General features: G+C 64.2%; 16 protein-coding genes. 5 read left to right on the forward strand and 11 right to left on the reverse strand.

Features of this window, described 5'->3' with window-relative positions:
- The first annotated feature begins 692 nt into the window (after positions 1–692).
- The 4 genes from ACVOLI_RS09990 to ACVOLI_RS10005 all read left to right on the forward strand — a co-directional run bounded on the left by ACVOLI_RS09990 (position 693) and on the right by ACVOLI_RS10005 (position 4,603).
- Positions 693–2,498 carry a copper resistance system multicopper oxidase gene (locus ACVOLI_RS09990; protein WP_481534487.1) on the forward strand — a complete coding sequence of 602 codons (1,806 nt, stop codon included), beginning with the start codon at positions 693–695 and terminating at the stop codon, positions 2,496–2,498.
- On the forward strand, positions 2,495–3,652 hold the full coding sequence (locus ACVOLI_RS09995; protein WP_481534488.1) for a copper resistance protein B: 1,158 nt from the start codon (positions 2,495–2,497) through the stop codon (positions 3,650–3,652). The genes ACVOLI_RS09990 and ACVOLI_RS09995 overlap by 4 nt, the downstream gene beginning before the upstream one ends.
- A gap of 61 nt (positions 3,653–3,713) precedes the next feature.
- A complete protein-coding gene (locus tag ACVOLI_RS10000; RefSeq protein WP_481534489.1) occupies positions 3,714–4,013 on the forward strand; it encodes an EF-hand domain-containing protein in 300 nt (99 codons plus the stop codon).
- A 59-nt stretch (positions 4,014–4,072) separates the two neighbouring features.
- A complete protein-coding gene (locus ACVOLI_RS10005) occupies positions 4,073–4,603 on the forward strand; it encodes a DUF411 domain-containing protein (RefSeq protein ID WP_481534490.1) in 531 nt (176 codons plus the stop codon).
- Between the two features lie 247 nt (positions 4,604–4,850).
- Here the strand turns inward: ACVOLI_RS10005 and ACVOLI_RS10010 are convergent, their stop codons facing one another.
- The 4 genes from ACVOLI_RS10010 to ACVOLI_RS10025 form a co-directional block, all read right to left on the reverse strand.
- Entirely contained in the window at positions 4,851–6,665 is a 1,815-nt protein-coding gene (locus ACVOLI_RS10010) for a 2Fe-2S iron-sulfur cluster-binding protein (RefSeq protein WP_481534491.1), read from the reverse strand.
- Positions 6,662–7,354 (reverse strand): PepSY domain-containing protein, encoded by a 693-nt coding sequence (locus ACVOLI_RS10015; RefSeq protein ID WP_481534492.1) that lies wholly within the window; start codon positions 7,352–7,354, stop codon positions 6,662–6,664. Before ACVOLI_RS10015 ends, ACVOLI_RS10010 begins: the two co-directional genes overlap by 4 nt.
- Before the next feature lie 57 nt (positions 7,355–7,411).
- Positions 7,412–10,126 (reverse strand): TonB-dependent receptor, encoded by a 2,715-nt coding sequence (locus ACVOLI_RS10020; RefSeq protein ID WP_481534493.1) that lies wholly within the window; start codon positions 10,124–10,126, stop codon positions 7,412–7,414.
- A gap of 96 nt (positions 10,127–10,222) precedes the next feature.
- The gene (locus ACVOLI_RS10025) at positions 10,223–10,666 is read right to left on the reverse strand and encodes a CopL family metal-binding regulatory protein (RefSeq protein WP_481534494.1); all 444 of its coding nucleotides are present in this window, start codon (positions 10,664–10,666) and stop codon (positions 10,223–10,225) included.
- Positions 10,667–11,058: 392 nt separating this feature from the next.
- Between ACVOLI_RS10025 and gloA the strand changes: the two genes are divergently transcribed.
- The gene (gloA, locus tag ACVOLI_RS10030; RefSeq protein WP_481534495.1) at positions 11,059–11,586 is read left to right on the forward strand and encodes a lactoylglutathione lyase; all 528 of its coding nucleotides are present in this window, start codon (positions 11,059–11,061) and stop codon (positions 11,584–11,586) included.
- Between the two features lie 235 nt (positions 11,587–11,821).
- Here gloA and ACVOLI_RS10035 read toward each other — a convergent pair whose 3' ends face one another.
- The 7 genes from ACVOLI_RS10035 to ACVOLI_RS10065 form a co-directional block, all read right to left on the reverse strand.
- On the reverse strand, positions 11,822–13,165 hold the full coding sequence (locus tag ACVOLI_RS10035; RefSeq protein WP_481534496.1) for a M16 family metallopeptidase: 1,344 nt from the start codon (positions 13,163–13,165) through the stop codon (positions 11,822–11,824).
- Positions 13,162–14,520, reverse strand: coding sequence for a M16 family metallopeptidase (locus ACVOLI_RS10040; protein WP_481534497.1), 1,359 nt, complete (start codon positions 14,518–14,520; stop codon positions 13,162–13,164). Before ACVOLI_RS10040 ends, ACVOLI_RS10035 begins: the two co-directional genes overlap by 4 nt.
- 55 nt (positions 14,521–14,575) lie before the next feature.
- The gene (locus tag ACVOLI_RS10045; RefSeq protein WP_481534498.1) at positions 14,576–16,696 is read right to left on the reverse strand and encodes a protein-disulfide reductase DsbD family protein; all 2,121 of its coding nucleotides are present in this window, start codon (positions 16,694–16,696) and stop codon (positions 14,576–14,578) included.
- On the reverse strand, positions 16,680–17,939 hold the full coding sequence (locus ACVOLI_RS10050; RefSeq protein WP_481534499.1) for a redoxin domain-containing protein: 1,260 nt from the start codon (positions 17,937–17,939) through the stop codon (positions 16,680–16,682). Before ACVOLI_RS10050 ends, ACVOLI_RS10045 begins: the two co-directional genes overlap by 17 nt.
- A 78-nt stretch (positions 17,940–18,017) precedes the next feature.
- Entirely contained in the window at positions 18,018–21,182 is a 3,165-nt protein-coding gene (locus tag ACVOLI_RS10055; protein ID WP_481534500.1) for a TonB-dependent receptor, read from the reverse strand.
- A 149-nt stretch (positions 21,183–21,331) separates the two neighbouring features.
- The gene (locus tag ACVOLI_RS10060; RefSeq protein ID WP_481534501.1) at positions 21,332–22,468 is read right to left on the reverse strand and encodes a FecR family protein; all 1,137 of its coding nucleotides are present in this window, start codon (positions 22,466–22,468) and stop codon (positions 21,332–21,334) included.
- Positions 22,469–22,508: 40 nt separating this feature from the next.
- Positions 22,509–23,027, reverse strand: coding sequence for an RNA polymerase sigma factor (locus tag ACVOLI_RS10065; protein ID WP_296247644.1), 519 nt, complete (start codon positions 23,025–23,027; stop codon positions 22,509–22,511).
- Between the last annotated feature and the right edge of the window lie 336 nt (positions 23,028–23,363).

The raw sequence follows: 23,363 nt of genomic DNA on the forward strand, positions 1-23,363 counted from the left end.
CGGGGGTGGGGGGGGGGGGGGGGGCGCTGGCCCTCCGCGGACAAACCTCCCCCCCCCCCCGCCGCGCGGGCTCTCCCCGCCCCGGGGGGGTCGTGGGGGGGTCCCACACCCACCCCCCCCCCCCCACCCCGGTTTTGCCGTTCAGCCCAGTCCGTACGTTGGGATGCTATCGTTCAGCCTCGCTTCCAAGCCTGAACCCCGTGCCGCGCATCCTGCTGCCCCTGCTGCTATGCCTGACCCTGATCGCTGGTGCGGTCGGTTCGGTGTGGTCTGCTACGGCGATGGCTATTCCGATGCAGACGATGGCGGAGGCAAAACCGGGGTCAGAGTGCGATTACGGGCCGAAATAACACTCTGACCCCGGTTTTGCACATGATTGCTGCCAGGACGAACAGGCCAGTACACCCTGCGCAAGCGGTGACCACTGCGACTGCCAGCAGCATTGCAACATGCTGCCCAGCGTCACGATGACAAGGCTTGCACCGATGCGCCATGCCTTGGCGCCAATGACAGCACTCCCCTCTCGCGACGATGTGGCCCCGGGCCAGCTCAACCGCCCTCCCATCGCCTGATTCCCGCGCCTTCTGGCGTACGCAGATATCTGTGCCAAGGCGATCGCCCTGGTGCACCCTTGATCTGTTCAGGACATGCAGCAACGCATCGTGATGCGGCTGTGTGACCGGGAGTTCCACATGTCTTCTGATTTCCTTTCCGATTCGCGCTCGGTACTGTCGCGACGTCGCTTCGTGCAGGGCCTGGCGATTGGCGGCGTGGTTGCCGGTGCCGGCCTGGCGCGTATTCCGCAGGCCTTCGCCGCCGGCAGTGCCATGGCGGTGCCGCCGGTTGAGCTGCGCGGCACCGAGCTGAGCCTTGCGATTGGCCGCTCGGCGGTCAACTTCACTGGCCGTACCCGCCCCGCCATCACCGTCAATGGCTCGTTACCGGCGCCGATCCTGCGCCTGCGTGAGGGCGACACGGTCAACCTGCGTGTGGCCAACACGCTCACCGATGAAATGACCTCCATCCATTGGCACGGCATCCTGCTGCCGGCCAACATGGACGGCGTACCGGGGCTGAGCTTCAACGGCATCGCACCCGGTGAGGCCTACCAGTACCGGTTCCAGCTCAAGCAGTCCGGTACCTACTGGTACCACAGCCACTCGATGTTCCAGGAACAGGCGGGCCTGTACGGCGCGATGATCGTCGATCCGCTGGCACCGCCGCCGTATCACTTCGACCGCGAGCACGTGGTCATGCTCTCGGACTGGACCGACATGGATCCGGATGCGCTGTTCCGGCGCATGAAGAAAATGCCGATGCATGACAACACCTACCAGCGCACGGTCGGTGACTTCATGCGCGACGCGCGCAAGGATGGCCTGCGCGAGACGCTCAGTGACCGCGGCATGTGGGGCCGGATGCGGATGACGCCCTCCGATCTGTCCGACATCAACGCCCACACCTACACCTACCTGATGAACGGAACCGCGCCGGCCGGCAACTGGACCGGCCTGTTCCGCAGTGGCGAAAAGGTGTTGCTGCGTTTCATCAACGGCTCGGCGATGACCTACTTCGATGTGCGCATCCCCGGCCTGAAGATGACCGTGGTCGCCGCTGATGGCCAGTACATCCATCCGGTCAGCATCGACGAGTTCCGCATTGCCCCGGCCGAGACCTTCGACGTGATCGTCGAACCGACCGGCCAGGATGCCTTCACCCTGTTTGCGCAGGACATGGGCCGCACCGGCTACGCCTGCGGCACGCTGGCAACGCGGCAGGGCCTGCAGGCGCCGATTCCGCAGATCGATCCGCGCCCGCTGCTGACCATGAGCGACATGGGCCACGACATGGGCAGCCATGGCGACCACGGTGCCGGCATGGAAGGTGGTTGCGGCGCCAATATGGGGGCCAAGGGCATGGAAGGCGGCTGCGGTGCGGCGATGGGCCACGGCGCCCATGGCGGCTCCGACAAGTCGCCCAAGCACAAGCCCAGCGAAGCCGGTAACCCGCTGATCGACATGCAGACCGCGGCCACCGAGCCCAAGCTCGACGACCCCGGCATCGGCCTGCGTGACAACGGCCGCAAGGTGCTGACCTATGGCGCGATGCGTTCCTTGTTCGAGGACCCGGATGGGCGTGAGCCCGGCCGCGAGATCGAACTGCATCTCACCGGCCACATGGAAAAGTTCGCCTGGAACTTCGACGGCATTCCGTTTGCCGGTGCCGAGCCCATCAAGTTGAACTACGGCGAGCGCATGCGCATCGTGCTGGTCAACGACACGATGATGCAGCATCCGATCCACCTGCACGGCGTATGGAGTGACCTGGAGAACGCCGACGGCGAGTTCCAGTTGCGCAAGCACACCATCGACATGCCGCCCGGCACACGCCGCAGTTACCGCGTGCGCGCGGATGCGCTGGGCCGTTGGGCCTTCCACTGCCATCTGCTGTACCACATGGAAGCGGGCATGATGCGCGAAGTGAGGATCGACGCATGAAGACCTTCTCTCACTCGTTGTTGTTCATCGCCCTGGCCGCCAGCGGCAGCGCCTTCGCGCAGGACCCGCATGCGGGCCACGCCGGGCATGCCGCTGAAGCAAAGCCGGCAGTTGATCCGCATGCTGGGCACAATATGCCCAAGACCAAGCCGGCCGATCCGCATGCTGCGCACCGTGGTCATGGCGGCAAGGCCAAGGCTGCTGATCCACATGCAGGCCATGCCATGCCCAAGGCGGAGGATCATTCCAGCCACGGCGCGGCAGCTGATCCGCACGTCGGCCATGCCATGCCCGCCGATCCGCATGCCGACCATGCAATGCCCAAGGCGGAAGATCATTCCAGCCACGGCGCGGCAGCTGACCCGCACGCGGGGCATGCAATGCCTGCCGATCCGCATGCTGGTCACAACATGCAGGGCAGCAGCGCCAGCGATGCGCCGCGCGAACCGATCCCGACACCGACCAAGCAGGACTTCGACGATGCCTTCCCGGTATTGAAGCCGCATGCGATGGAGCACGCACCGTCGTTCCACAGCCTGGTGCTATTCGATCACCTGGAAGCCTGGGACAACGCCCACGGCAGCGGCCAGGCCTGGGGCATCGACTCCTGGTTTGGCAACGACATCAACCGCCTATGGATCCGCAGTGAGGGCGAGCGCAGCGAGAACGCGCTCGGCGACTGGTCGGTGGATGCGCTGTACGGGCATTCGATCTCGCCGTGGTGGGACGTGGTGGCCGGTGCGCGGCATGACAACAGCCGCGAATCCCCGGATCTGACCCGCGCAGCCTTCGGCCTGCAGGGCATGTCTCCGTACAAGTTCGAAGTCTCGGCGATGGCCTACATCGGCGGACCGCGCAAGGCCGAGTTGGCCTTCGAGGTCGAGTACGACGTGCTGCTGACCAACCGGCTGATCCTGCAACCGGTGGTGGAAGCCAGCATCGTTGCCGATGACGATCCGCGCCGCGGTGTGGGCAAGGGTCTGAGCAGCGTGGAAGCAGGCCTGCGCCTGCGCTACGAGTTCACCCGCAAGTTCGCACCGTATGTGGGCTTCGTGCACGAACGCGCATTCGGCAATACCGCCGACCTGCACCGTGATGCCGGCGAAGGCGTGAGCGAATCGCGCTGGGTTGCCGGCGTGCGCTTCTGGTTCTGATTCGTAGTGATGGCGTCGCATGCCGACGCCATCACCACTCTCCCTACAAGGAATACACTCGATGAATTTCTTTCTCCAGGCCGCACTGGTAGGCGCGATCTCCCTTGCATCCGTTTCCATCGCGCAGGCCCAGCATGCCGGCCATGAGCACCACGCACCGGCTGCAAAACCGGCTGCAAAGGCACCGCAGGCTGATGCAGCGGCGACGTTCAAGCGTTTCGATGCCAACAAGGATGGCTTCATCAGCCGCGAGGAGCTGCCCAGCGGTCACCCGCTGCTGCCGCACTTCGGCATGAGCGATGGCAACCGTGATGGCAAGCTCGACGCCAAGGAATTCGAGCGCGGCCTATCGATGCTGTGACGCCCCACTGCCGCACTGGCCTCCGGCCTGTGCGGCAAACTGTCCAAGGAATCAAGATCATGAAAACGCGTTCAAAACCCATGTTCTCGCTGTTGGTGCTGGCTGCCGGCACCTTGTTGATCAGTGCCTGCAATGCCAGTCCGTCGGCTACTAGCACTGCGGTTGCTGCGGCACCTGCGAAGGCTGCTGAAGCTGCGCCGGTTACCAAGGCCTTGCCGTTGGTGGTTGTGCACAAGGACCCGAACTGTGGCTGCTGTGGTGGCTGGGCCGAGCATATGCAGGCCGCAGGCTTCCCGGTACAGATCAATGACACCAGCGACATGATGGCGGTGAAGCAGCGGCTGGGAATCGGCGACGGCATGATGTCCTGCCACACCTCCGAGATCGACGGCTATGTGGTGGAAGGCCATGTCCCGGTGGAAGACATCAAGAAGCTGCTGGCCGAGCGCCCGCAGGCACGTGGCCTGGTGCTGCCGGGCATGCCGGTGGGTACGCCAGGCATGGAATCGCCGGATGGTTATCGCCAGGCGTTCACGGTTGCATTGCTCGGCAATGATGGTTCGTTGAGCGAGTTCTCGAAGCACGAGTGATCTGCGCTGAAGCCCCTCTCCCGTTTACGGGAGAGGGGTTGGGGTGAGGGGAAGCTCCTAGCTAAGCAAAGTCAAAAACTTCCCCTCATCCGCCCTCCGGGCACCTTCTCCCGCAAGCGGGAGAAGGGAATGTCCAGAGCCAAAGCCAGAGCCGAAGCAAAAGCAAAAGCAAAAGCAACAGCAGCAGCAACAGCAACAGCTGCAGACCTCCGACATCTGCTGCCGCAACAGCCAAGCTCAAGCTCACTCAGATCTTGAAGTCATCAAACGCAACCCGCTCATCCGCAACACCCAGCTTGCGCAACAGCTGCCTGGTCGCCGCCAACATCGCCGGTGGTCCACACAGATAGAACTCGCAACCCGCCAGATCCGGATGCTGCTTCAACAGGTCTTCATGGATCGCATCATGCACACGCCGTGCATCCGTCCCCTGCCCCGACCACACCGGATGCCAGCTGAAGTTGGCATGCTCACGCGCCAACTCCTGCATCTGCTCGACATAGGGACAATCACGCTCGCCACGGGCGCCGTACCAGTAATGCATACGTTCACCACCACCTTCATCCAAGCGCTGCTGGATAAGTGCACGTAGCGGCGCCATGCCCGCACCAGCACCAATGAAGATCTTCTCGCGCTCGCTGCCGCTCAGTGCGAAATCACCAAACGGGCCGCTGTAGCGAACACGGTCACCCTCACGCAACGTATAGGCGTAGGTCGAGCCCTTGCCCGGCGGATGCTTGCGGTTCTCCTGCCAGCCGGGGCTGAAGCGCACCAGCAGCACCAGGCCGCCGTCCGCGTTCGATACCGGTGTCGCCAGCGAGTACGAGCGCCGCACCGCGGTCTTGTTCTGTAAGGTCGCAGGCAAGGACAGCCCCTTCCAATCCTCGTCATGCTCGTCCGGGTACCACACCGCACTGCGCGGCAACTCGTACTCGGGCACGTGCAGCTGCAGGTAGCAGCCGGGCTGGAACTGCGCATCCGCGGTCTGCTCCGGGCGCAGATGGATCTCGCGCAGGAACGGCGTCACCGCCACAACTCTCTCGACGATGGCCCAGTGCTCGGCCCACAGGCTGGCACCGCCGGCAACCTCGATCTCGACGTCTTCATCTACCTGCAGGTTGCAGGCCAGCCGGCAGCCAACCTTGCGCTTTGCTTCGGGTACATGCGCGCGATCGGCAGCGGTTGCCTTGCCGGCACCGGTACGCACACGGACTTCGCATAGACCACAGCTTTGTCCACCACCGCAGTTGGAGGGAAGATTGATGCCTTCACGCGCCAGTGCCACATAAACGCTGTCGCCACTGGCAACCTCAACCGTGCGCAGATGCGCGCCACCCGGCGCGTAGACCATCAGCTGCCGGCGCGAACGCCAGCGCCGCGGTATGAACTCCTGCAGGTGGAAGCTGGCAATCAACAACCACACGCCGGTCAGCGCCAACCACAGGCCGCCGATACCCATGCCCACCACCAGCGGGTTGTTGAAATCGACCCGGCTGCTGTAATCCATGATGTGCAACATCCAGAAGATATCGAACAGCCGCCAGGTCGCGTTGCGGTGCTCCATCACCTGGCCGCTCTGCGCGGACACATAGATGCTGGTGTCCTGCGCATCGCTGAAGTCCACGCGCCACACCGGGTCCGGGTTGGCCCGGGTTTCCAGCGTCTTCTCCAGATACTGCGGCGCTGCGGCAACACCGTCACCGGCATAGGCCGCTTGTGCGACTTTTGCCGCGACCGCCGCATCGATGCTGATGCGCTTGCCGTCGCGGGCATCGATGACCTCGGTGCCTTGCGGCGATTGCAGGCGGTACACCGGCTGTTGCAGCAACCAGCCACTGTCCAGCGTTGCCGCCTCACCCTTGGCTGCAGCCAGCGCCACAGTTGGCGACACCGTTGCGGCCGGCCACGCAGGGTTGGCAACTGCTGCTGCCTGCTGGGCACTGCCTTCGATCTTGTCGGGGTCGAGCAGGCTCATCATCAGGCCGCTGCCCAACCAAACCACGAACTGCAGGCCGACGATCAGGCCTACCCACTTGTGCAGGGTCCGCATCCAGGGCGTCATGCGCTCCTCCGCTTGCCGAAGCTGTAGAACAGCAGCCAGATGCCGCTGAGGGCGAAACCCAGGCCAATGATCGAGGCCACGCGCAACAAGGTGTTGTTGACGTCGGTGCGGTTCTCGTAATCCATGATGTGCAACATCCACACGAAATCGAACACACGCCACAGGTCATGCCGGCGTGCCAACAGCTCACCGCTGTCCGGTGACAGGTACAGCGTGCTGTCACCGCGCCCGCTGAAATGCACGGCCCACATCGGCACCGGCCGGGTCTTCACTTCTGATGGCGCACGGGTGATCCACTCCACCCGCTCAACTTCGCCTTCCCCCTGGTACAGCGACTGCGCCAGCGCTATTGCCTGCTCACGGTCCATCGGTGCCAGGCGTTCGCCGCTGGCGGCATCCACCAGGTACTTCTGTTTGCCCTGGCGGATCTCATAGACCTCGCGGTCCAGCACATGCTTGAGCCGAAACGACTCCATCTGTGGATAGCGCGTAGCCAGCACATCGGCGCCAACGCGCGCGGCCTGCGCCGGAAGCGGTGTGCCATGTACGTGGGCCAGGTGGTCGCCATGGATCACGTCCAGCGGCACCACGGTCATGTAGACGCCGCTGAGCATCCACAGCAGTGCCTGCACGCCGATCACCAGGCCGATCCATTTGTGGGCACGGCGTGCCCAGAATGCGGGTTTCATCAACATCGTCCTCGTTCAATGACGCGCCCCGCCGCAGCTGCGACGGGGCGCATCCAATCACCAGCGGTAGCCGATGCGTGCGTACCAGCGGCGACCCAGCAGGTCGTAGGTCATCGTATCGGTGTTGGCATCGGTGTAGCTCTGGATGAACGGCGGCTTCTTGTCGAAGACATTGTCCAGGCCCAGTGATACATCCAGCGCCTTGCTCACCGCGTACTTGAGCTGCAGGTTGTGATAGAACACCGACGGCGCGTGGTCACCGATGTCACCGCGGGCTGCATTGATGTCATCGGCGCGACCGATGTACTGCGTGCTCCAGGTACCCGACCATTGATCGCGCGAGGCATTGACCGAGACCAGGCCACGCCACTTGGCATAGCTGCCGCGCCCGCCGGTGATCTTGCCGGCGTACTCGATCAGGTCGGCACCGTCGTACGGCCGCACGTCATAGCGCTGCAGGTAGGACACATCGGCACTGACGCTGGCATCCAAGCCGGCTGCCTTGAAATCATACAGCGCGCCGAAGTCGTAACCGGTGACATGCTCGTTGGCGGCATTGACCGGCTGCGAGGACAGGAAGTCGACTTCGCCGGTGCGCGGATTGCGAGTGAAGTTGCTGGCATCGCAGAACGGATGCGCCAGCCCCGGCGTGTTGTAGCAGATGGCCAGCTTGGTGGAACCATCGATGCGCTGGATCGCGTGCTTGATGCGGATATTGTAGTAATCCAGCGTCAAGGTCAGCCCGGACAGGAACTCCGGCGTCCACACCACGCCAGCGGTGAACGAGGTGGCGTCTTCCGGCTCCAGCGCCGAGTTTCCGCCCGAGGTGGTGAGGATGGTATTACCCGGCTGTACATAGCCAGCCGGCACGCCATAGGCCTGGCAGTTGGCACGCACGGTGGAACCAGACGGCAGCGCCGACCAGTTGCTGCACGGATCGGTGGTGGTCAGGTTGCCTTCGGCCACGCCGCCAAACAGTTCCGGGATGTTCGGGATGCGGAATGCAGTGGCATAGGTGCTGCGAACTTTCAGCGAGGGATTGATCTGCCAGTCCAGCCCGGCCTTGTAGTTGTAATCGCGGCCGAACAGATCGTAGTCCGAGGCACGCCCGGCCAGATTCAGATACAGCGAATCAGCGATGACATTGTCCTGCAGCAGCGGGATGGCCAGCTCTGCAAAGACTTCCTTGGCGGTGTATTCACCGGCAATCGGATCCTGCTGGTTGGTGTTGCCGATGCCGAGCACGGTCAACGGATCGGGATTGCGCCACCCGCGTTCCTTGCGCACTTCCACGCCGGCAGCGAAGCCTACCCAACCTGCAGGCAGCTCGAAGATCTGCCCGCTCAGATTGGCAGTGAAACTCTTCTGTTCGTTGCCGCCGGTATCGCGCGAGGTGTAGAGGATGTAGTCGAGCACTTCGCGACTCAGATCGCCATAGCCGAGATAGTCGCCGCAGGGAATCGCTGCGCCCGGCACCGGGCTGCAGACGCTGCGGTTCAAGGTCTGCTCGACACGATCAAGATTGGCGACGTTGTCCGAACCATCAACGCCCGTGTTGCGGCCCCAGTTCAAGGCCGCCGACCAGTCCCAACCAGTGCCGAACTGGCCCTTCACTCCGACCAGACCACGGAAGGTATTCACCTCCTGCGAGAAATGGCGCGGGCCGGCTTCTTCCAGACGACGACGCTGCAGCAGCAGGTCCTGTCCGGTCGGGTTGGTCGGGTGATTGGCGGCGATGTTGATCGGCCGATACACGCCGAGTCCGCCCGGCGCGGCCAGCTGATCGGATTGGCGGTTGGTGTACATCAGCTCCGTGAAAACGGTGGTGTTCTCGCTGAGCTGGCTGTCACCGAACACGCTGATGCTGATGCGCTTGATCGGATTGACCGCGTTGAGCGTAGGGTTGCCGTTGTAGTTGTGCTTGGCGGCCGAGTACGGCTCGTAGAAATCGCCGTTGCCGCCCAGCACCTGGTTGAAGTTGACGCGGCTGCCATCGGCCAGCAGCGCACGGCCACCCACCGTGGTCGAACTCCCTGAGCACACCAGTTTTCCGTCCACCTCAGCCAGGCCACAAGGCGCGCGCGAGGCCATGTTGACGGTGCCGCCTTCGGCGTAGTTGATGCCGGCCATCAGCGAGCCACGATCACTGGTGACGCCCCAGGCCAGGTCGACAGCAGTTTCGTCGCCATCGCCACGCGTGGTCTGGCCGTAACGCACCGCCGCCTCGGCGCCATCGAACCCTTGTTTGGTGATGATGTTGACCACGCCCGCCACCGCATCGGCGCCGTAGATGGCCGAAGCACCGTCCTTGAGCACTTCCACGCGCTCGATCAGCGCTACCGGGATCATGTTCAGATCGACCGAACTGTTTGCGCCGGTGCCGCCATTGACGATGCGGCGACCGTTGAGCAGCACCAGGGTGCGGTTTATGCCGAGGCCGCGCAGGTTCACCTGGGTGGTGCCGTAGCCGTTCTCGGCCCAGTAGGCATTGCTCTGGCTACCTGCAAAACCGGCCGAGGCCGGCAGGCGCTGCAACAGCGTGTCCACCGACGTAGCGCCGGAGCGTTCAATGGCCTGCGCGTCGATCACGCTGACCGGGCCCACGCCCGACAACTGCGCGCGCTTGATGTGGCTGCCGGTGACCTGCACGGCGTCCAGCGTGCGGGCGGCTTCATTCGGGGGTTGCGCGTCCTGCGCATTGGCGGTGTGGACGGCGGTGGCACACAACAGCGTGCCGATGGCCGCAGCCAAGGCTTGGGGCTTCAAATACATGTTCTCTCTCGCTGGGATTCTGTCTCGGGGCGATAGCCGCGGTCGCGGGTGCGAGCACGGTTCACTACTACGTCGTGGTGACGCGAGAACAACCGCTCAGGCGATGGGAGGTCGGAAGACGCGGGACAGCCTGCCCGCCGGCAATACCAGCGTCGGCAATGGCGTATCGGCCGATACCGGTGGATGCGCACCGGCGAACAACAGCGCCGTCGCGGGGGGATAGATGGTGAACACACACAGGCATTCGCAGCCCACGCTGTCGGCGCAGCTGCAGTCATCAGCATGGTTGGAGGTCGACTTGCCGGTGTGCTCGTCGTGGCCACCGCCAGCAGTTGCAGCCGACGTGCGATTCACCAGATCACTTCGAACCGGGTCACTTCGCACCGGGTCACAGCCTGCACTGGCCGCGCGGGTAATCCCCGCGACCGATGGAACCCCATCCGCATGCAGCACCATGCGCGTGCTCGCCCATGCCCCGAGCACGCCTTCGACGGCGAGCACCAGCATCAGCAGCAACGGCAGGCACATACGGTAGGACATGAAGTTCCAGACAATTCCGTTATTTGTATATACATACAATGAATAACGCGAGCAGCGAAACCTTGTCAACCGCCGCTGGTCACGCCGTGGCTCCGTCCGTGGCGGCATCCCCTGCCAACAATCCGCGCAGCCCTTGCGCCAGCGTCACTCCCAGCGCACATCAGGCAATGCATGCGCGCTTCATCAAAACGAGGGGAACAACGACTATCCTGCGACGCAGCATAGCCAGCGCGCGCGCAGTCGCCTAGCCACTGCAGGTATGCCGTTGATGATTTTTTCTATCGACGCATGCAAGCAGGGGTGGCGATTTCAAATGCAACTTTTTGCATGAGCATTGCGCTGCCGCAGTTGCATCCGCGCCCTCCCCCATTCATCGCAACAGGACAGATTTCATGAGCCTTCAAACCCTTGCCCAACAGCCCGGCGTCGCCGCCCGGGTGCCAGCCGAAACCAATGGCTTCGTGTTCAACCATACGATGCTACGGGTCAAGGACATCCGCGCCTCGCTGGATTTCTATACGCGCGTGCTCGGCTTCCAGCTGATCGACCAGCGTGATTTCGCCGAAGCACAGTTCAGCCTGTACTTCCTGGCCTATGTGCCGGCCGGTGTACAGGTGCCGCAGGACGATGCCGAGCGCCGCTTGTGGATGGCCGGTATTCCCGGTGTGCTGGAACTCACCCACAACCACGGCACCGAGAACCAGGAAGGCCCGGTCTACCACGACGGCAACAGCGACCCGCGCGGCTTCGGCCACATCTGCGTGTCGGTGCCGGAACTGGAAGCGGCCTGTGCGCGTTTCGAGGAGCTGGGCGTGCCGTTCCAGAAGCGCCTGAGCGATGGCCGCATGAAGAGCCTGGCCTTCATCAAGGACCCGGACGGCTATTGGGTTGAGATCATTTCCAACAGCGTGCGTGCTTGAATCAACAATGCGCCGTGCAGATCAGCGGTTGCCCGCGTCCGCTGGGCGCGGCAGCGAGCTCATTTCCGATAGTTTCCCCGGGTGCGCTTCGCTTACCCGGGCTACGAAGCTGTGCGCCAATCCCGGGTGCGCTTCGCTTACCTGGGCTACGGGAACACAGGTTGCATCGTAATGAACAACAAACGCCGGCATAAGCCGGCGTTTGTTGGTGTCGAACCACTTGGCAGAGATCGACTTACTTGCTGAAGGTACCGGCCTTGACCAGCACCATCTTCTGCGGGTCCACGTACTTGCGGATCACGCCGTTGACCTGCTCCAGCGTCACCGACTGGATCGCCTGCGGGTAGTTGTCCAGCCAGGCCAGGCCCACACCGCGCTCAACCGTGCCGATGATCGCCGCCGACATGCCGTCGGTGTTGCCCAGGCCGACCTGGTAGCTGCCGACCATCGCCTGCTTGCGTGCCTCCAGCTCGTCGGCAGTGATGCCGTCCTTCCACCAGCGCTGCAGTTCGCGGCGGGTGCTGGCGATGCCCTTGTCCATCAGCTCCGGTGCGAAGGTGGTGCTGATGCCCAGGCCGCCGTCCATGTAGTCGCTGCCCAGCAGGTTGCCGCCGATGCCGTAGGTCAGGCCTTCCTTCGCCCGCACCGCTGCCATCAACCGGCCGGTGAAGCCCGAGCCGAGCACGTCCACACCCACCGTCATCGGCAGGTAGTCGGCATCGGTGTAGCGCAGGCCTGTGGCCTGGCCCAGGAACACGCTGACGCTGGCCTTGTCCTTCATCGCGATGCTGTGCTCGGCGGCCTTGGCCGGCAGCCGTGCCGGTGCGTCGCGCAGATAGTACACGCCGCCGCTCCAGCCGTTGAAGCCGTGTGCAACCGCGGTTTCAATCGCCTTGGCATCGACGTCACCGGCAAACACCAGGGTCATGTGCGCCGGGCCGTAGTACTTGGCGTGGAAGGCCTTGATCTGCTCCAGCGTGACCTGCGGCACCGCCTTGAGCATGGCTTCGCGCGGTGCTGGTGCGTTGATGCTGGCGGCCGGGAAGATGCTCAGCATCAGGGTTTCACGCGCCATCGCGCCGGGGGTGTCGCTGGCCTGGCGCAGTGCCGCTTCCAACTGCACCTTGGCCTTGGCCAGTTCCTCGGCGGTAAAGGCCGGCTGGCGCAGCTGTTCGGCCAGCAGGTCGAGCACGGTCGGCAGGTCCTGCTTCAGGCTCTTGCCGTAGATGCCGATGCGCGCGGCGCTGGGGCTGAAGGACAGCTGTGCACCGATGCCGTCCAGCGCATCGGAGATGGCGAACTTGTCGCGGCGGGTGGTGCCGGCTTCCAGCAGCATCGCGGTCAGCGTCGGCACTGCCGGGTTGTCGCCCTTGGCGGCGAGGAAGGCGTCACCCAGCGGCATCGAGCCGGTGAAGGTGACCACGTCCTTGACCCCCATCGGGTAGACGATCAGGTCGATGCCGGCGGCCTTGGCGTGCACGGCGGTGTCGGCGACGCCGGCCTGTGCGGCGAATGCGGCAAGGCTGGACAGTGCAGCCAGTGCCAACGGAATCAGTCGAATGCGTTTTGCGTTGTTCACTTGCTGCTCTCCGGCACGAACCAGCCAACCGTGCTCTGCTCTGCGGTGAAATACTTGCCGGCGACGCGCTGCACGTCGGCCGGGGTGACCTTCTCAAGATCCTTCAAGGCGCTGGAATACAGGGTCCAATCGCCCATCGCGATGAACTCGTTGAGCGCATCGGCGGCCTGGTCGGTGCCATCGCGGCGGTAGGCTTCCTCGGCACGGTACGGACCAAGCACGCGTTTGATCTCCTCGACGCTGACGCCATCGCGGGCAACCTTGGCGATCTCCTCGCGGACGATCTTCTCGATCTCTTCGTGCTTGCTGTCCGGGGCCAACGCCACGCTCAGCATGAACAGGCTGGGATCGCGCTGCTGGTACATGCCACCCGATACCGCCACCGCCTTGCTGGTGTCCACCAACGCACGCTGCAGGCGAGCGCTGCGGCCGCCCTGCAACACCAGCTCCAGCACGTTCAGTGCCGGAATGTCCTTGTCCAGGCCCGCCGGGGCCTTGTACGCCATCATCACCGTGCCGGTTTCACCAGCACGACGCAGCGTCACCCGACGCTCGCCCTGCTGCTCCGGCTCGGTGGTGTAGACCTCGGGAATGGCATGCGGCGAGCGCGGCACCTTGCCGAACTTCTCACCAATGCTGGCCAGCACCTTGGCACTGTCGATATCGCCAACCACGGTGACAGTGGCGTTGTTCGGCCAGTAGAAGGTGTCGTAGAACGCGCGCAGCTTCTCGATGGACACCTTCTCGATATCGCTGCGCCAGCCGATCACCGGATGGTGGTACGGATGCGCGCTGAAGGCGGTCGCCCACATCAGCTTCATCAAGGCGCCGTTGGGATTGTTTTCGTTGCGCTCGTATTCGTTGCGCACCACCGTCATTTCGCTCTGGCGATCCTTCTCACGCAGCAGCAGACCCCGCATGCGATCGGCTTCGATGGCGATGTAACCGTCCAGCGCGGCCGGCGGCAGCGTGGCGTAGTAGTTGGTGCGGTCCAGCGAGGTGGTGGCGTTGAAGCCGGCACCGACGCGGTCCAGGTAGGTGTCGACGTTGTTAGCGCCGTCGAAGTTGGTGCTGCCCATGAACATCAGGTGCTCGAGCAGGTGGGTGCCACCGGTGGTGCCGGTCACCTCGTTGCGCGAACCGACCCGATAGGTCATCTGGAAGGTCACCACCGGTGCGGCGTGGTTGGGCAGCAGCAGGACGCTCAAACCATTGGCGTCGAGCCGGTACTCGTCGATGCCATCGGCGGATTTTACGTAGGTGAAGCCATTGACCTTGACCGGCTCGGCCGAGGCAGCAGCAGCTGCCATCAAGCCCAGCGCAAGGCCGGCGCACAACAGGCGTTGCGAAATCATGCGTTGCGTTCTCTCTAGATGCGCCCGGAGGCGCGGGGAAAGTCGGGGCGGGAGTTCAATCCCGTCCTGGTGGGGTAACGTTGTCCAGCGCGGAGAGCACGATCTCCGGCGTGAGTACCTCGGGCAGTTCGCGGGGCGGGCCGCCACCGGCCGGATAGGCCAGGTTGAACGGCACCGCGCTGCGGTTCCAACGTTCCAGCTCGGCGGTGATCAGTGGATCGGCGTTGGTCCAGTCAGCCTTCAGCGCGACCACCTCGTTGTCGCGGAAGTAGTCGTTCACCCGTGCCGCGGCGAACACCACCTTCTTGTTGACCTGGCAGGTAGCACACCAACGCGCGGTGAAGTCGACATAGATCGGGCGGCCCTCGGCCTGCAGCTGCTGCACGCGCTCGCTGCTCCAGGCTTCCCATTGCAGGGCTTCCGGCGCTGGAGCACGCGGCCAACCGAACAGCACCGCCCCTGCCAGCACCAGCACGCCGGCAACCACACTGAATCTGGCGCAGCCGCCGCGTGCACCGGGACGGGTGCCACGGCCATACAGCCACACACCGAAGCCCAACAGTGACAGCGCCAACAAGGCATTGAGCAGGGCCGCTTCGTGCAATTGCCCCGCAAGCACCCACAGCAGGTAGCCGACGGTGGCATACAGCGGGAAGGCCATCAGCTGTTTGAAGGTTTCCATCCACGCGCCGGGGCGCGGCAACAGTTTGACCAGCGACGGGAATACCGACAACAGCAGGTAGGGCAGCGCCAGCCCCAGCGCGATGGCGGTGAACACCAGGAACGACTGCGCGGTTGGCAGGGCCAACGCTGCGCCCAAGGCCGGTGCCAGGAACGGCGCACTGCACGGCGTTGCCACCACGGTGGCGAGCATGCCGCTGAAGAAGCTGCCGGCCACACCACTCCGCATCTGCAGGCCTGAGCCGACGCTGGTGGCGCGCATGCCAACTTCGAACACGCCACTGAGGTTCATCGCGAAGGCCAGCATCACCAGCGTCAGCACGAACACGAACGGTGCCGATTGCAGCTGGAAGCCCCAGCCCAGTTGCTGTCCGCTTTCACGCAGCACCGCCAGCATGCCCGCCAACGCCCAGAACGAGAGCAGCACACCGGCGGTGAACGACAGCGCATGCAGGCTGACCTTGCGCCTGTCATTGCCAGCCTGCTCGATGAAGCCAACCACCTTCAGGCCAAGCACCGGGAACACGCAGGGCATCAGGTTGAGGATGAGCCCGCCGAGCACTGCGAACAGCAGCACCAACAGCGACAGCTGTGCACCATCATTGCCTGCACCTGAAGCCGGTGCAGCCCCAAGGTCGGCCGTGCTGACCAAGGCAGTCGCCTCGGCCTCGGCCACGAACGGCAGCTCGATGCTGACACCGCGATAGATGCCTTGCGCGTCGTTATAGGCCAGCACACCGCGCAGCGCTGCATCGGCCGGCATGCTCTCGGCGGGATCCAGTGGCAACTTCAGCAAGGCGCGTGCACCGCGATTGCCGATGGTCTGCGGCACCTTGTAGGAAACGAATTCGTCAGCCGGGAAGAAATGCAATTCGGCGATATCTGCCGGTGCGGCCACGCGCAGGGTCAGGTCACCCTGCTCGCGGGTCGCCGCCAGTTGCCAGCCTTCGCTGGAACCTGGCATCGGCAAGGCCGCCAACGCCGCCTGCACATCGACATCAGGCTGTGGCAGGTCGGCACTGACCGGCACGCTCAGGCTCACCGCTGCCTTGCCCGGGATGCACACGGTCTCGCACATCAGCCAACGCGCCTGTGCCTTCAACTCGACCACACTGCCGGGCTTCAGGTCAGACGGAGCGATCAGCCGCACAGGCAGGTACGACAGGCCTTCGTAACCGTGGCCGGTGATGTTGCCTTCGCGGTCGCGCACAAGGATCGGCGTCGGCCACTGGATCGCCTCGGCGGTCCAACCCGGCGGCAGCTCCCACATCAGCTTGGTCGGCAAGCCGGTGCCAGCGTTCTTCCAGAAGCTGTGCCAGTGCAGATCGTGCTGCATGCGCAGGGCAAGCTGCAGCGACTGACCCGGCTGCACCGAGTGTTGCGCAGCGACGAGCTCGGCCTGCACCTGCGCCAGCACGCTGCCAGGCAGCAGTACGCCGAGCAGCAGCAATGCGCTCAGCGCGACGCGGCGGATGACATCAACGTGCAGGCGCATCTTCAACCTTCTTGATCTGTGCGCGCACTGCGCGCTCGACGTCCCACTCGCGCATGCCGACGCCGACGATGGTGCCGTCACCGGCGATCAGGTAGTTCTGCGGCAGCTGCACCACGCCATAGGTCTGCGCGGCCTTGTCCTCAAAGCCCGGTGCCTGCAGGTTGATCCACGGCAGGTCGTTGCTGCCGCCCTCTTCCTGCATGGCCTTGGTCCAGTCTTCCTTGTCTTCATCCAGTGACACGGCGTAGATCTCGAAGCCGTGTGCATGGAACTCGCGGTAGACCTTCAGCAGATGCGGGAACTCGCCCCGGCACGGCCCGCACCAGGACGCCCAGAAATCGAGCAGGACCAGCTTGTTGCGTGCCAGCACCTCGGACAGCTTGACCACCTTTCCGTCCACACCGACGGCCTCGATGTCGGCATAGGGCTTGCCCGGACCGAACTTCTCGGCCAACTGTTGGGTCTTGGCATAGTCGGCGGCGGCCTGCTCCATCTGCACGATCAAGGGATGCGCGCCGAGCTCCTGCTTGTAGCTGGCCAACAACTGCGCGCGGCGGGCCACGTCGTAGCGCTTCCAATCGTAGTTCTCGCTCAGCACCAGCAGCTTGAGCAGCGCAGGCTCTGCACCGTCGAGGATGACCGCGTCGTAGTCGTTCCTGACCTTGGTCAAGGCAGCAAACGGTGCAGCAACCGATTCACGTGCGGCCTTCATCGCCGCTTCGTCGTTCTCATCCACGCCGTCGAAGGCCTTGCGGTTGGCTTCGCGGTTGGCCTTGTAGGCCGCCACATAGGCGGGATCCCGCAGATAGCCGTAGACACGCTCGGTCAGGCTGCCGCCCTTGGCCACCGGGCCCAGTTCGCCGGCTTCAATACGCAGCTCGCCGGGCTCCAGCACCAGTTTCACCGAGCCTTGATTGCCCACCATCAGCACCGCCGGTACGGCCTGCTTGACCTCACCGCTGAGCACGAAGGCGCCATCCTGCACGGTTGCCGTGGCCACCGGTTCGACATGCATTGGGTCGGTCGCCGCCGACGGCACCAGCAGTTTGAGTTCGGTGCCATCGGCCAACCCCGGCAGCGTGCCGCGAATGCTGTATGCACCGCTGCCTGCAGGCATGGCGGCGGCGTCCTCGGCCGGGTTGGCAGGCGGGGTTTGCGATGGGCTGCATGCAGTGAGGCCGAGTGCAGCGACGACCGCGCTGGCCAGCAGGCAGGCGCGCAGGGTGTTGGCGGTGGACTTCATGGATTTCCTTGCAATGGATGCGGCGCGCCGCCGACGAGGGAACGGCGCACCGCGTTGTGACGGAGCAACTGCCTGGCGTCAGAACTCTTTCTTGATGTCCAGATAGAGCACGCGGCCGCGGATGTTCACGCGGTTGGAGACGAAGCCGGACAGGTTGTCGACGAAGGGATAGTCGCGATCGAACATGTTCTGCACGCCCATGCGCGCGGTAACGCCACCCAACCATCCATCGCGCTGGTGCTTGCGATAGCCGACCTGGGCATCGAAGGTTGTGTAGGACGCCGAACGCGTACGCGGATTTTCATTGGGGATGAAATCGTTGTAATCGGTGGCGGTGGCCGACAACGGATACAGCACGCGGTGCGCAGCGCTGTAATGGCTGCCCAGCGACGCGAACCACGCGTTGCCTTCCCAGCCGACGAACAGGTCACCGGCCCACTTGCTCGGCCCCAGCTCACTGTCCGCATAGCTCAGCGTCGGCATCGACGCCAGCGAACGCGAGGTGAGTTCCAGCGTGCGCACGGCATTAAGCTCGATGCGCCAGTCACCCCAGTCATTACCGAAGTAGTAACTGGCGGTGGTATCGATGCTGCGCGAACGACGACCGAGGAAGTTGATCGCGCGGTTGTCCCACAGCATCACCCCGTTCTCGCCCAGAGTGAAGGTCCCTTCGGGCATCTTGCTGATGTCCTTGAAGATCTCCGAATAGGTCAGCCCGGACAGCGGATCACCGATGTAGTTGTCGAAGGTGGTGCGGTTATAGGTAGCCGACAGCTGCAGGCCGGCGGCGAAACCCGGTACCCAGTCGAAGCCATAGGTCACCACGCTGGCCACCTGCGGCTTCAGGTTCGCATTGGGACCACTGAGCGCGACGATCTGGGTGACCCCATCCGGTAGCTGGCCGCCATTGAACAGCACGCGTGCGGTGTAGTCGTCCATGATCAGCTGGCCGAACTGCTGCTGGGCCTGCGGTACCAGGAAGGACTCGCCCCAGGTGGCGCGCAGGCGCAGCTGATCGCTCGGCTTCCAGGCCAGCCGCGCCAGCGGACTGGTGCGGCTGAAGCTGCGTGACACCACGCTATCGCTGCCGGTGATGCCACCGGTGCCGTCATTGTTGACACCGGTCAGCTGCTCGACATCAAAGCCACCGAGTTCTCCGAGCCCGGCCGACCAATCACGCAGCGCGCTGTCGCCACGCTGGTCGAAGCGCTCGTAGCGGGCGGCAACGGTCAGGCTGAGCAGCTTGGCCAGCGGCTGATCCTTCAACAGCGGGATGCCGATTTCGGTGAACAGCGCCTCGGATTTGCCGGTGCTTTCTGAGTTCAGGCGCTCGCCGAGATTGCTCTCGTAGTTGTAGCGCTGCTCGCGGTGCTGTGCACCAAATGCCGCTTCGATCTTGCCCGCGGGTAGCTGGGACAGCTCGCCGCGGGTCAGCAGGTCGACGGTATTGGCACGCGACTGGAAGCGATAGACATGGCGCTCGACCAGGCTCTGCAGCAGCTCGCGGTTGCGCGCGACGATGGCATCGTTGCTGCCGTCGCCAAACACGTTCAAGCCATTGAGCACTTCCAGCGTGCGCGCATAGCCATCGGCGCCCATCGAGCCGGTCAGGTCCATCAAGGCGGTGGTGGTGCCCTTCTCGCGGCCGATGCTGTACGTCGCCTCGTAATCCCAGCCCTTGGCAAAGGGCAGCTTGCCGTTGATGCCGACATGCGCGTCGCTGTTGGTCTGCTTCTGGTCTTCGCTCAGGTTCATGCCTTCGAATTCACGTTCGAAGGAATACCCCACCAGTACGTCGCTACCGAAGTTGTTGTACGGATTGCTCTCGGGAACGTAGGTGTTGTAACCGTCCTCGAAGATGCTGAAGTCGAACAACGTCGGCCGCCAATTCTCCTTGTTGACCTGGCGCACATGGCTGATGCCGTAGTTCAGCTGGGTGGTTTCGCCAAGATCGTGCACGCCACTGATGCGGACATAGCGATTGTCGACCTTGGGACCGATGCGGCTGCGCTCATAGGTCGACGGTGCGGTGGCCGGGTCATAGGCGAGCAGGCTGTCCGGATCCAGCGCGGTGCCATCCTGGCCGCCGGGAATCACGCCGAGCGCCTCGCCCATGAAATGGTAATCGATGCCGAAATCCAAGGAGTCATAGACCACGCCGGGCTGGCCCTTGTTGCGGGTACGGCCGTTGACGCCGCCACGGTCGCTGAAGTCGCCGCGGCCATTCGGGCCAACATGGATCAGGCTGGTGACATCGGCAGGCAGCGTGCGCTCAAGCCCGACGGCAGCAGTAACGTGGCCACTGCCATAGCCAAAGGTGCGGGCCAGGTCCAGCCGCGACACGTCGGCGCCGGTGCTGGAGTTCTCGTGACGAAGCTGCGCGGTAGTACCGTCGTAAGACTTCTTCAATACGATGTTGATCACGCCGGCCACGGCATCGGAGCCATAGATGGCGCTGGCGCCGTCGCTGAGTACTTCGATGCGCTCGATCTGCGACACCGGGATCGAGGAAATATCGGTATAAGCGCCCTGCGCCTGTGCCGAGCCGCTGCGGCGGCGGCCATCGACCAGGATCAGCGTGGAGCGGCTGCCCAAGCCACGCAGGTTGGCACCGGAGGAACCCAGCCCGGACACGCCATCGCCATAGGAACTGCCAAACTCCTTCTCGCCCAGCGCGCGCGAAGCGCTGGTGCGGTTGGAGAAGTTCTGCGGCAGGTTGCGCAACACGTCTTCGATCGAGGCATAACCGCGGCTTTCAATCAGCTGTGAATCGATCACGATCAGCGGCGAGGCCGGATCGATGTTCTTCAGGTAGGTACCGGTGACATTGATCGTCTCCAGCGTTTCAGCGCTACCTCCGTCCTGTTCAACCACGTCGCCTGCACTGCTGCGTGGGCGGATGGCGACCGTTTTCGCGTTGATGAACTCATGCATGTAAGCAGTGGGTGCAAGCAGCTGTTGCAGGGCCGTCGCCGCGCCCACCTGGCCGCTGACTGCGCCGCTCTGCACGCCGCTGCCTGCATTGCCGGCGTAGACCACCTGCAGGCCAGACTGCTCTGCAAAAAGCTCAAGTGCCGACGCCAGTGATTGCGCAGGAATATCAAACGTGAACACCGCAGCATCGGCCGCTGCAGCCGCGGCAGGTGCTGACTGTGCCACCGCCACATTGCTGGTGCCGACCAGCAGCGCTAGCGCCACCGCCTTCACCAGCGCGTGTTTATGAAGAATAGTGCTGGACCCCATGGATAATTCGCCCCCGAAAGACATCGAATGGTTACCGAGCAACCGGAGCCGCCTTGCGCGGAACCAGCCTCTTGTTACATCCGTGTGTCCAAGTGCGGGAAAAGGGTACTCAAGCCCAGAAATATTTTTGTGGATTCCTGCACTGCCGCTTACTGACGACTGCCGCGGGCAGCGATCACGTTGCGGTCGGCCTGCCTGCTGACCTGCAACTGCGAGCAGCATTCCAGGAACTGCAGGAAGGAATCGGCATCATCGGCATGGAAGACACCGCTGTAGCGCTGCTCGCGGATCAGCGGATCCGTCACCACGATCGGTCGTGGGTTGTAGCGATTGAACTCACTGACGATGTCGGCGAGCGTATCGTTGCGGAAGTTCAGGCGGCGCTTGCCATCGACCGGTTCGTTCGACACCTCCAGCGGCATCCGCAGCATGGCCTGCTGGCCCTGCGGTATGCGAGCCTGTTCACCGGCTGACAATGCCGCAGGACGGCCCAGCGATTCAACCTTGGCCTTGCCCGCTTCCAGTGTGGACGCATCGTCGCGCCACAGCGATTCCAGCCAATTGCTGTTGGCCGTCACCTTGACCTTGCCCTCGCTGACCGCGACCAGCGTGCCCGAAGGCAGCCGGTTGACGGTGAAGCGCGTGCCCACCGCCTGCACGGTGTTGTCGCCGGCATGCACGCGGAACGGGCGGCTGCTGTCATGTGCCACGTCGAAAGTGGCCTCGCCATCACGCAACTCGATGTCACGCACACCCGCGCTGAAGCGCACGGCGATGTACGAAGCCGGTGCCAGCGTGACCATCGAGCCGTCGGCCAGGGCAATGCTGCGCTGCTCGCCGACCGCGCTGGCGTACTGGTGGACCGGCACTTCCGGCTGCAGCAGGGTCCAGCTGCCCGCCAGCAACGCACAGGCGGCAACGCCCGCTGCCAGCGCCCAACCCAGCCAGCGACGGCGCCCACGTGCGGCAGGTTTACGTTCCAGCAGCCTTGCCCCCGTTACAGCGCTGGGCGCATCGTGCAGCGGCACCACGTTGTCCATGGCCTGGGCCTGTGCCAGCACCGCGTCCAGGTCGAAGGCCTGCAACGCGCCGCTTGTGGCCAGCTCGCGCTGCACCAACTGCGCCATCAGCAGCTCTTCCAGGTGCAGCGGCGAGCGCGCCACCCAGGCCGCAAAGCCGGCCCGGTCGGCATCGCTGGGCGTCTCGCCCATGACGTGCAGCCACTCGGCGGCCTCGCGTGCGGCGCGCTCCCGGCTCTGTTGCGGCGATGTGCGATAGATATTCATGGTTTCACCCGCCCTGCCTGTCGCAGGGTCCACATCCTGTTCATCGTTCCAAGCTCGCGCGTACATGCGCCAGCGCTTCGACACTGTATTTCTTCACCGTATGCACGCTCAGCCCCAGCTTCTGCGCGATCTGCGCGTGGCTCAGGCCCTCGCGCCGCTCCAGCAGCAGCACCGCCAGCCGGTTGGCCGGCAGCTGCGCCAGCGCATCGCCGACCTGCCGCTCGAAGAAGCCACCACCTTCGCTGAAAGCCGCCTGCCCCGGGTTCTCGGATACCGCATCGACCACGGTCGAGTCGTACAGCAGCCGGCCCTGGCGCTGGCGCATGTTGAACTCGCTGGCCACATGCGCGGCGATGCCGTAGATGTAGGCCAGCGGGTTGCGCACCGTCTCGATGTTCTGCACGCGCAGCAGACGCAGGTAGACCTCCTGCACCAGGTCGCCCAGGTCCTGCGCCTCGGCCACCCGCCGGCGCAGGTAGCGGTGCAGCTCGGCGCTGTAGTCGTGGACCGCGCGGGCAGCGAAATCGCGCCCGGGCTGGTCCTGTGCGGCCGGCTCCATCATCGTCTCCCGCCCGGACCTTGCCGGTCGTGGCTTTTCCGCACCCTCATTACCCGCTCCCAATGGCAGGGGCGACGGACACAGTGCCCCCCTTGACCATGCAGTGCGTGGCAAGGGGCGATTTGGGTACTCCTGGAAAACAACTGGTTCAGCTCGCGATCACAAGGGCGAGCAGCTTAGCCCGTCGCTGCACCACCTTCGCACTGTGCCCAGACGTCCGAACTCCATGGACAGCTTTCCAAGGCCACCGGCGGCCCGGACCGGCTGCTTGCGCAAAGCAAAAGCCCGGCGCTGGGCCGGGCTTCGAGCAACGTCGGGGGAGAGAGGACCGGGCTG

The organism is Stenotrophomonas sp. STEN029, assembly GCF_056760015.1.

Excerpts from the sequence above, each read along its gene's own strand:
- ACVOLI_RS10005 (WP_481534490.1), top strand. The coding sequence starts at position 4,073 with ATGAAAACGCGTTCAAAACCCATGTTCTCGCTGTTGGTGCTGGCTGCC.
- gloA (WP_481534495.1), top strand. The coding sequence starts at position 11,059 with ATGAGCCTTCAAACCCTTGCCCAACAGCCCGGCGTCGCCGCCCGGGTG.
- ACVOLI_RS10060 (WP_481534501.1), bottom strand. The coding sequence starts at position 22,468 with ATGAATATCTATCGCACATCGCCGCAACAGAGCCGGGAGCGCGCCGCA.
- ACVOLI_RS10010 (WP_481534491.1), bottom strand. The coding sequence starts at position 6,665 with ATGACGCCCTGGATGCGGACCCTGCACAAGTGGGTAGGCCTGATCGTC.
- ACVOLI_RS10000 (WP_481534489.1), top strand. The coding sequence starts at position 3,714 with ATGAATTTCTTTCTCCAGGCCGCACTGGTAGGCGCGATCTCCCTTGCA.
- ACVOLI_RS10040 (WP_481534497.1), bottom strand. The coding sequence starts at position 14,520 with ATGATTTCGCAACGCCTGTTGTGCGCCGGCCTTGCGCTGGGCTTGATG.
- ACVOLI_RS10050 (WP_481534499.1), bottom strand. The coding sequence starts at position 17,939 with ATGAAGTCCACCGCCAACACCCTGCGCGCCTGCCTGCTGGCCAGCGCG.
- ACVOLI_RS10015 (WP_481534492.1), bottom strand. The coding sequence starts at position 7,354 with ATGAAACCCGCATTCTGGGCACGCCGTGCCCACAAATGGATCGGCCTG.
- ACVOLI_RS10055 (WP_481534500.1), bottom strand. The coding sequence starts at position 21,182 with ATGGGGTCCAGCACTATTCTTCATAAACACGCGCTGGTGAAGGCGGTG.
- ACVOLI_RS10020 (WP_481534493.1), bottom strand. The coding sequence starts at position 10,126 with ATGTATTTGAAGCCCCAAGCCTTGGCTGCGGCCATCGGCACGCTGTTG.
- ACVOLI_RS09995 (WP_481534488.1), top strand. The coding sequence starts at position 2,495 with ATGAAGACCTTCTCTCACTCGTTGTTGTTCATCGCCCTGGCCGCCAGC.
- ACVOLI_RS10025 (WP_481534494.1), bottom strand. The coding sequence starts at position 10,666 with ATGTCCTACCGTATGTGCCTGCCGTTGCTGCTGATGCTGGTGCTCGCC.
- ACVOLI_RS10045 (WP_481534498.1), bottom strand. The coding sequence starts at position 16,696 with ATGCGCCTGCACGTTGATGTCATCCGCCGCGTCGCGCTGAGCGCATTG.
- ACVOLI_RS09990 (WP_481534487.1), top strand. The coding sequence starts at position 693 with ATGTCTTCTGATTTCCTTTCCGATTCGCGCTCGGTACTGTCGCGACGT.
- ACVOLI_RS10065 (WP_296247644.1), bottom strand. The coding sequence starts at position 23,027 with ATGGAGCCGGCCGCACAGGACCAGCCCGGGCGCGATTTCGCTGCCCGC.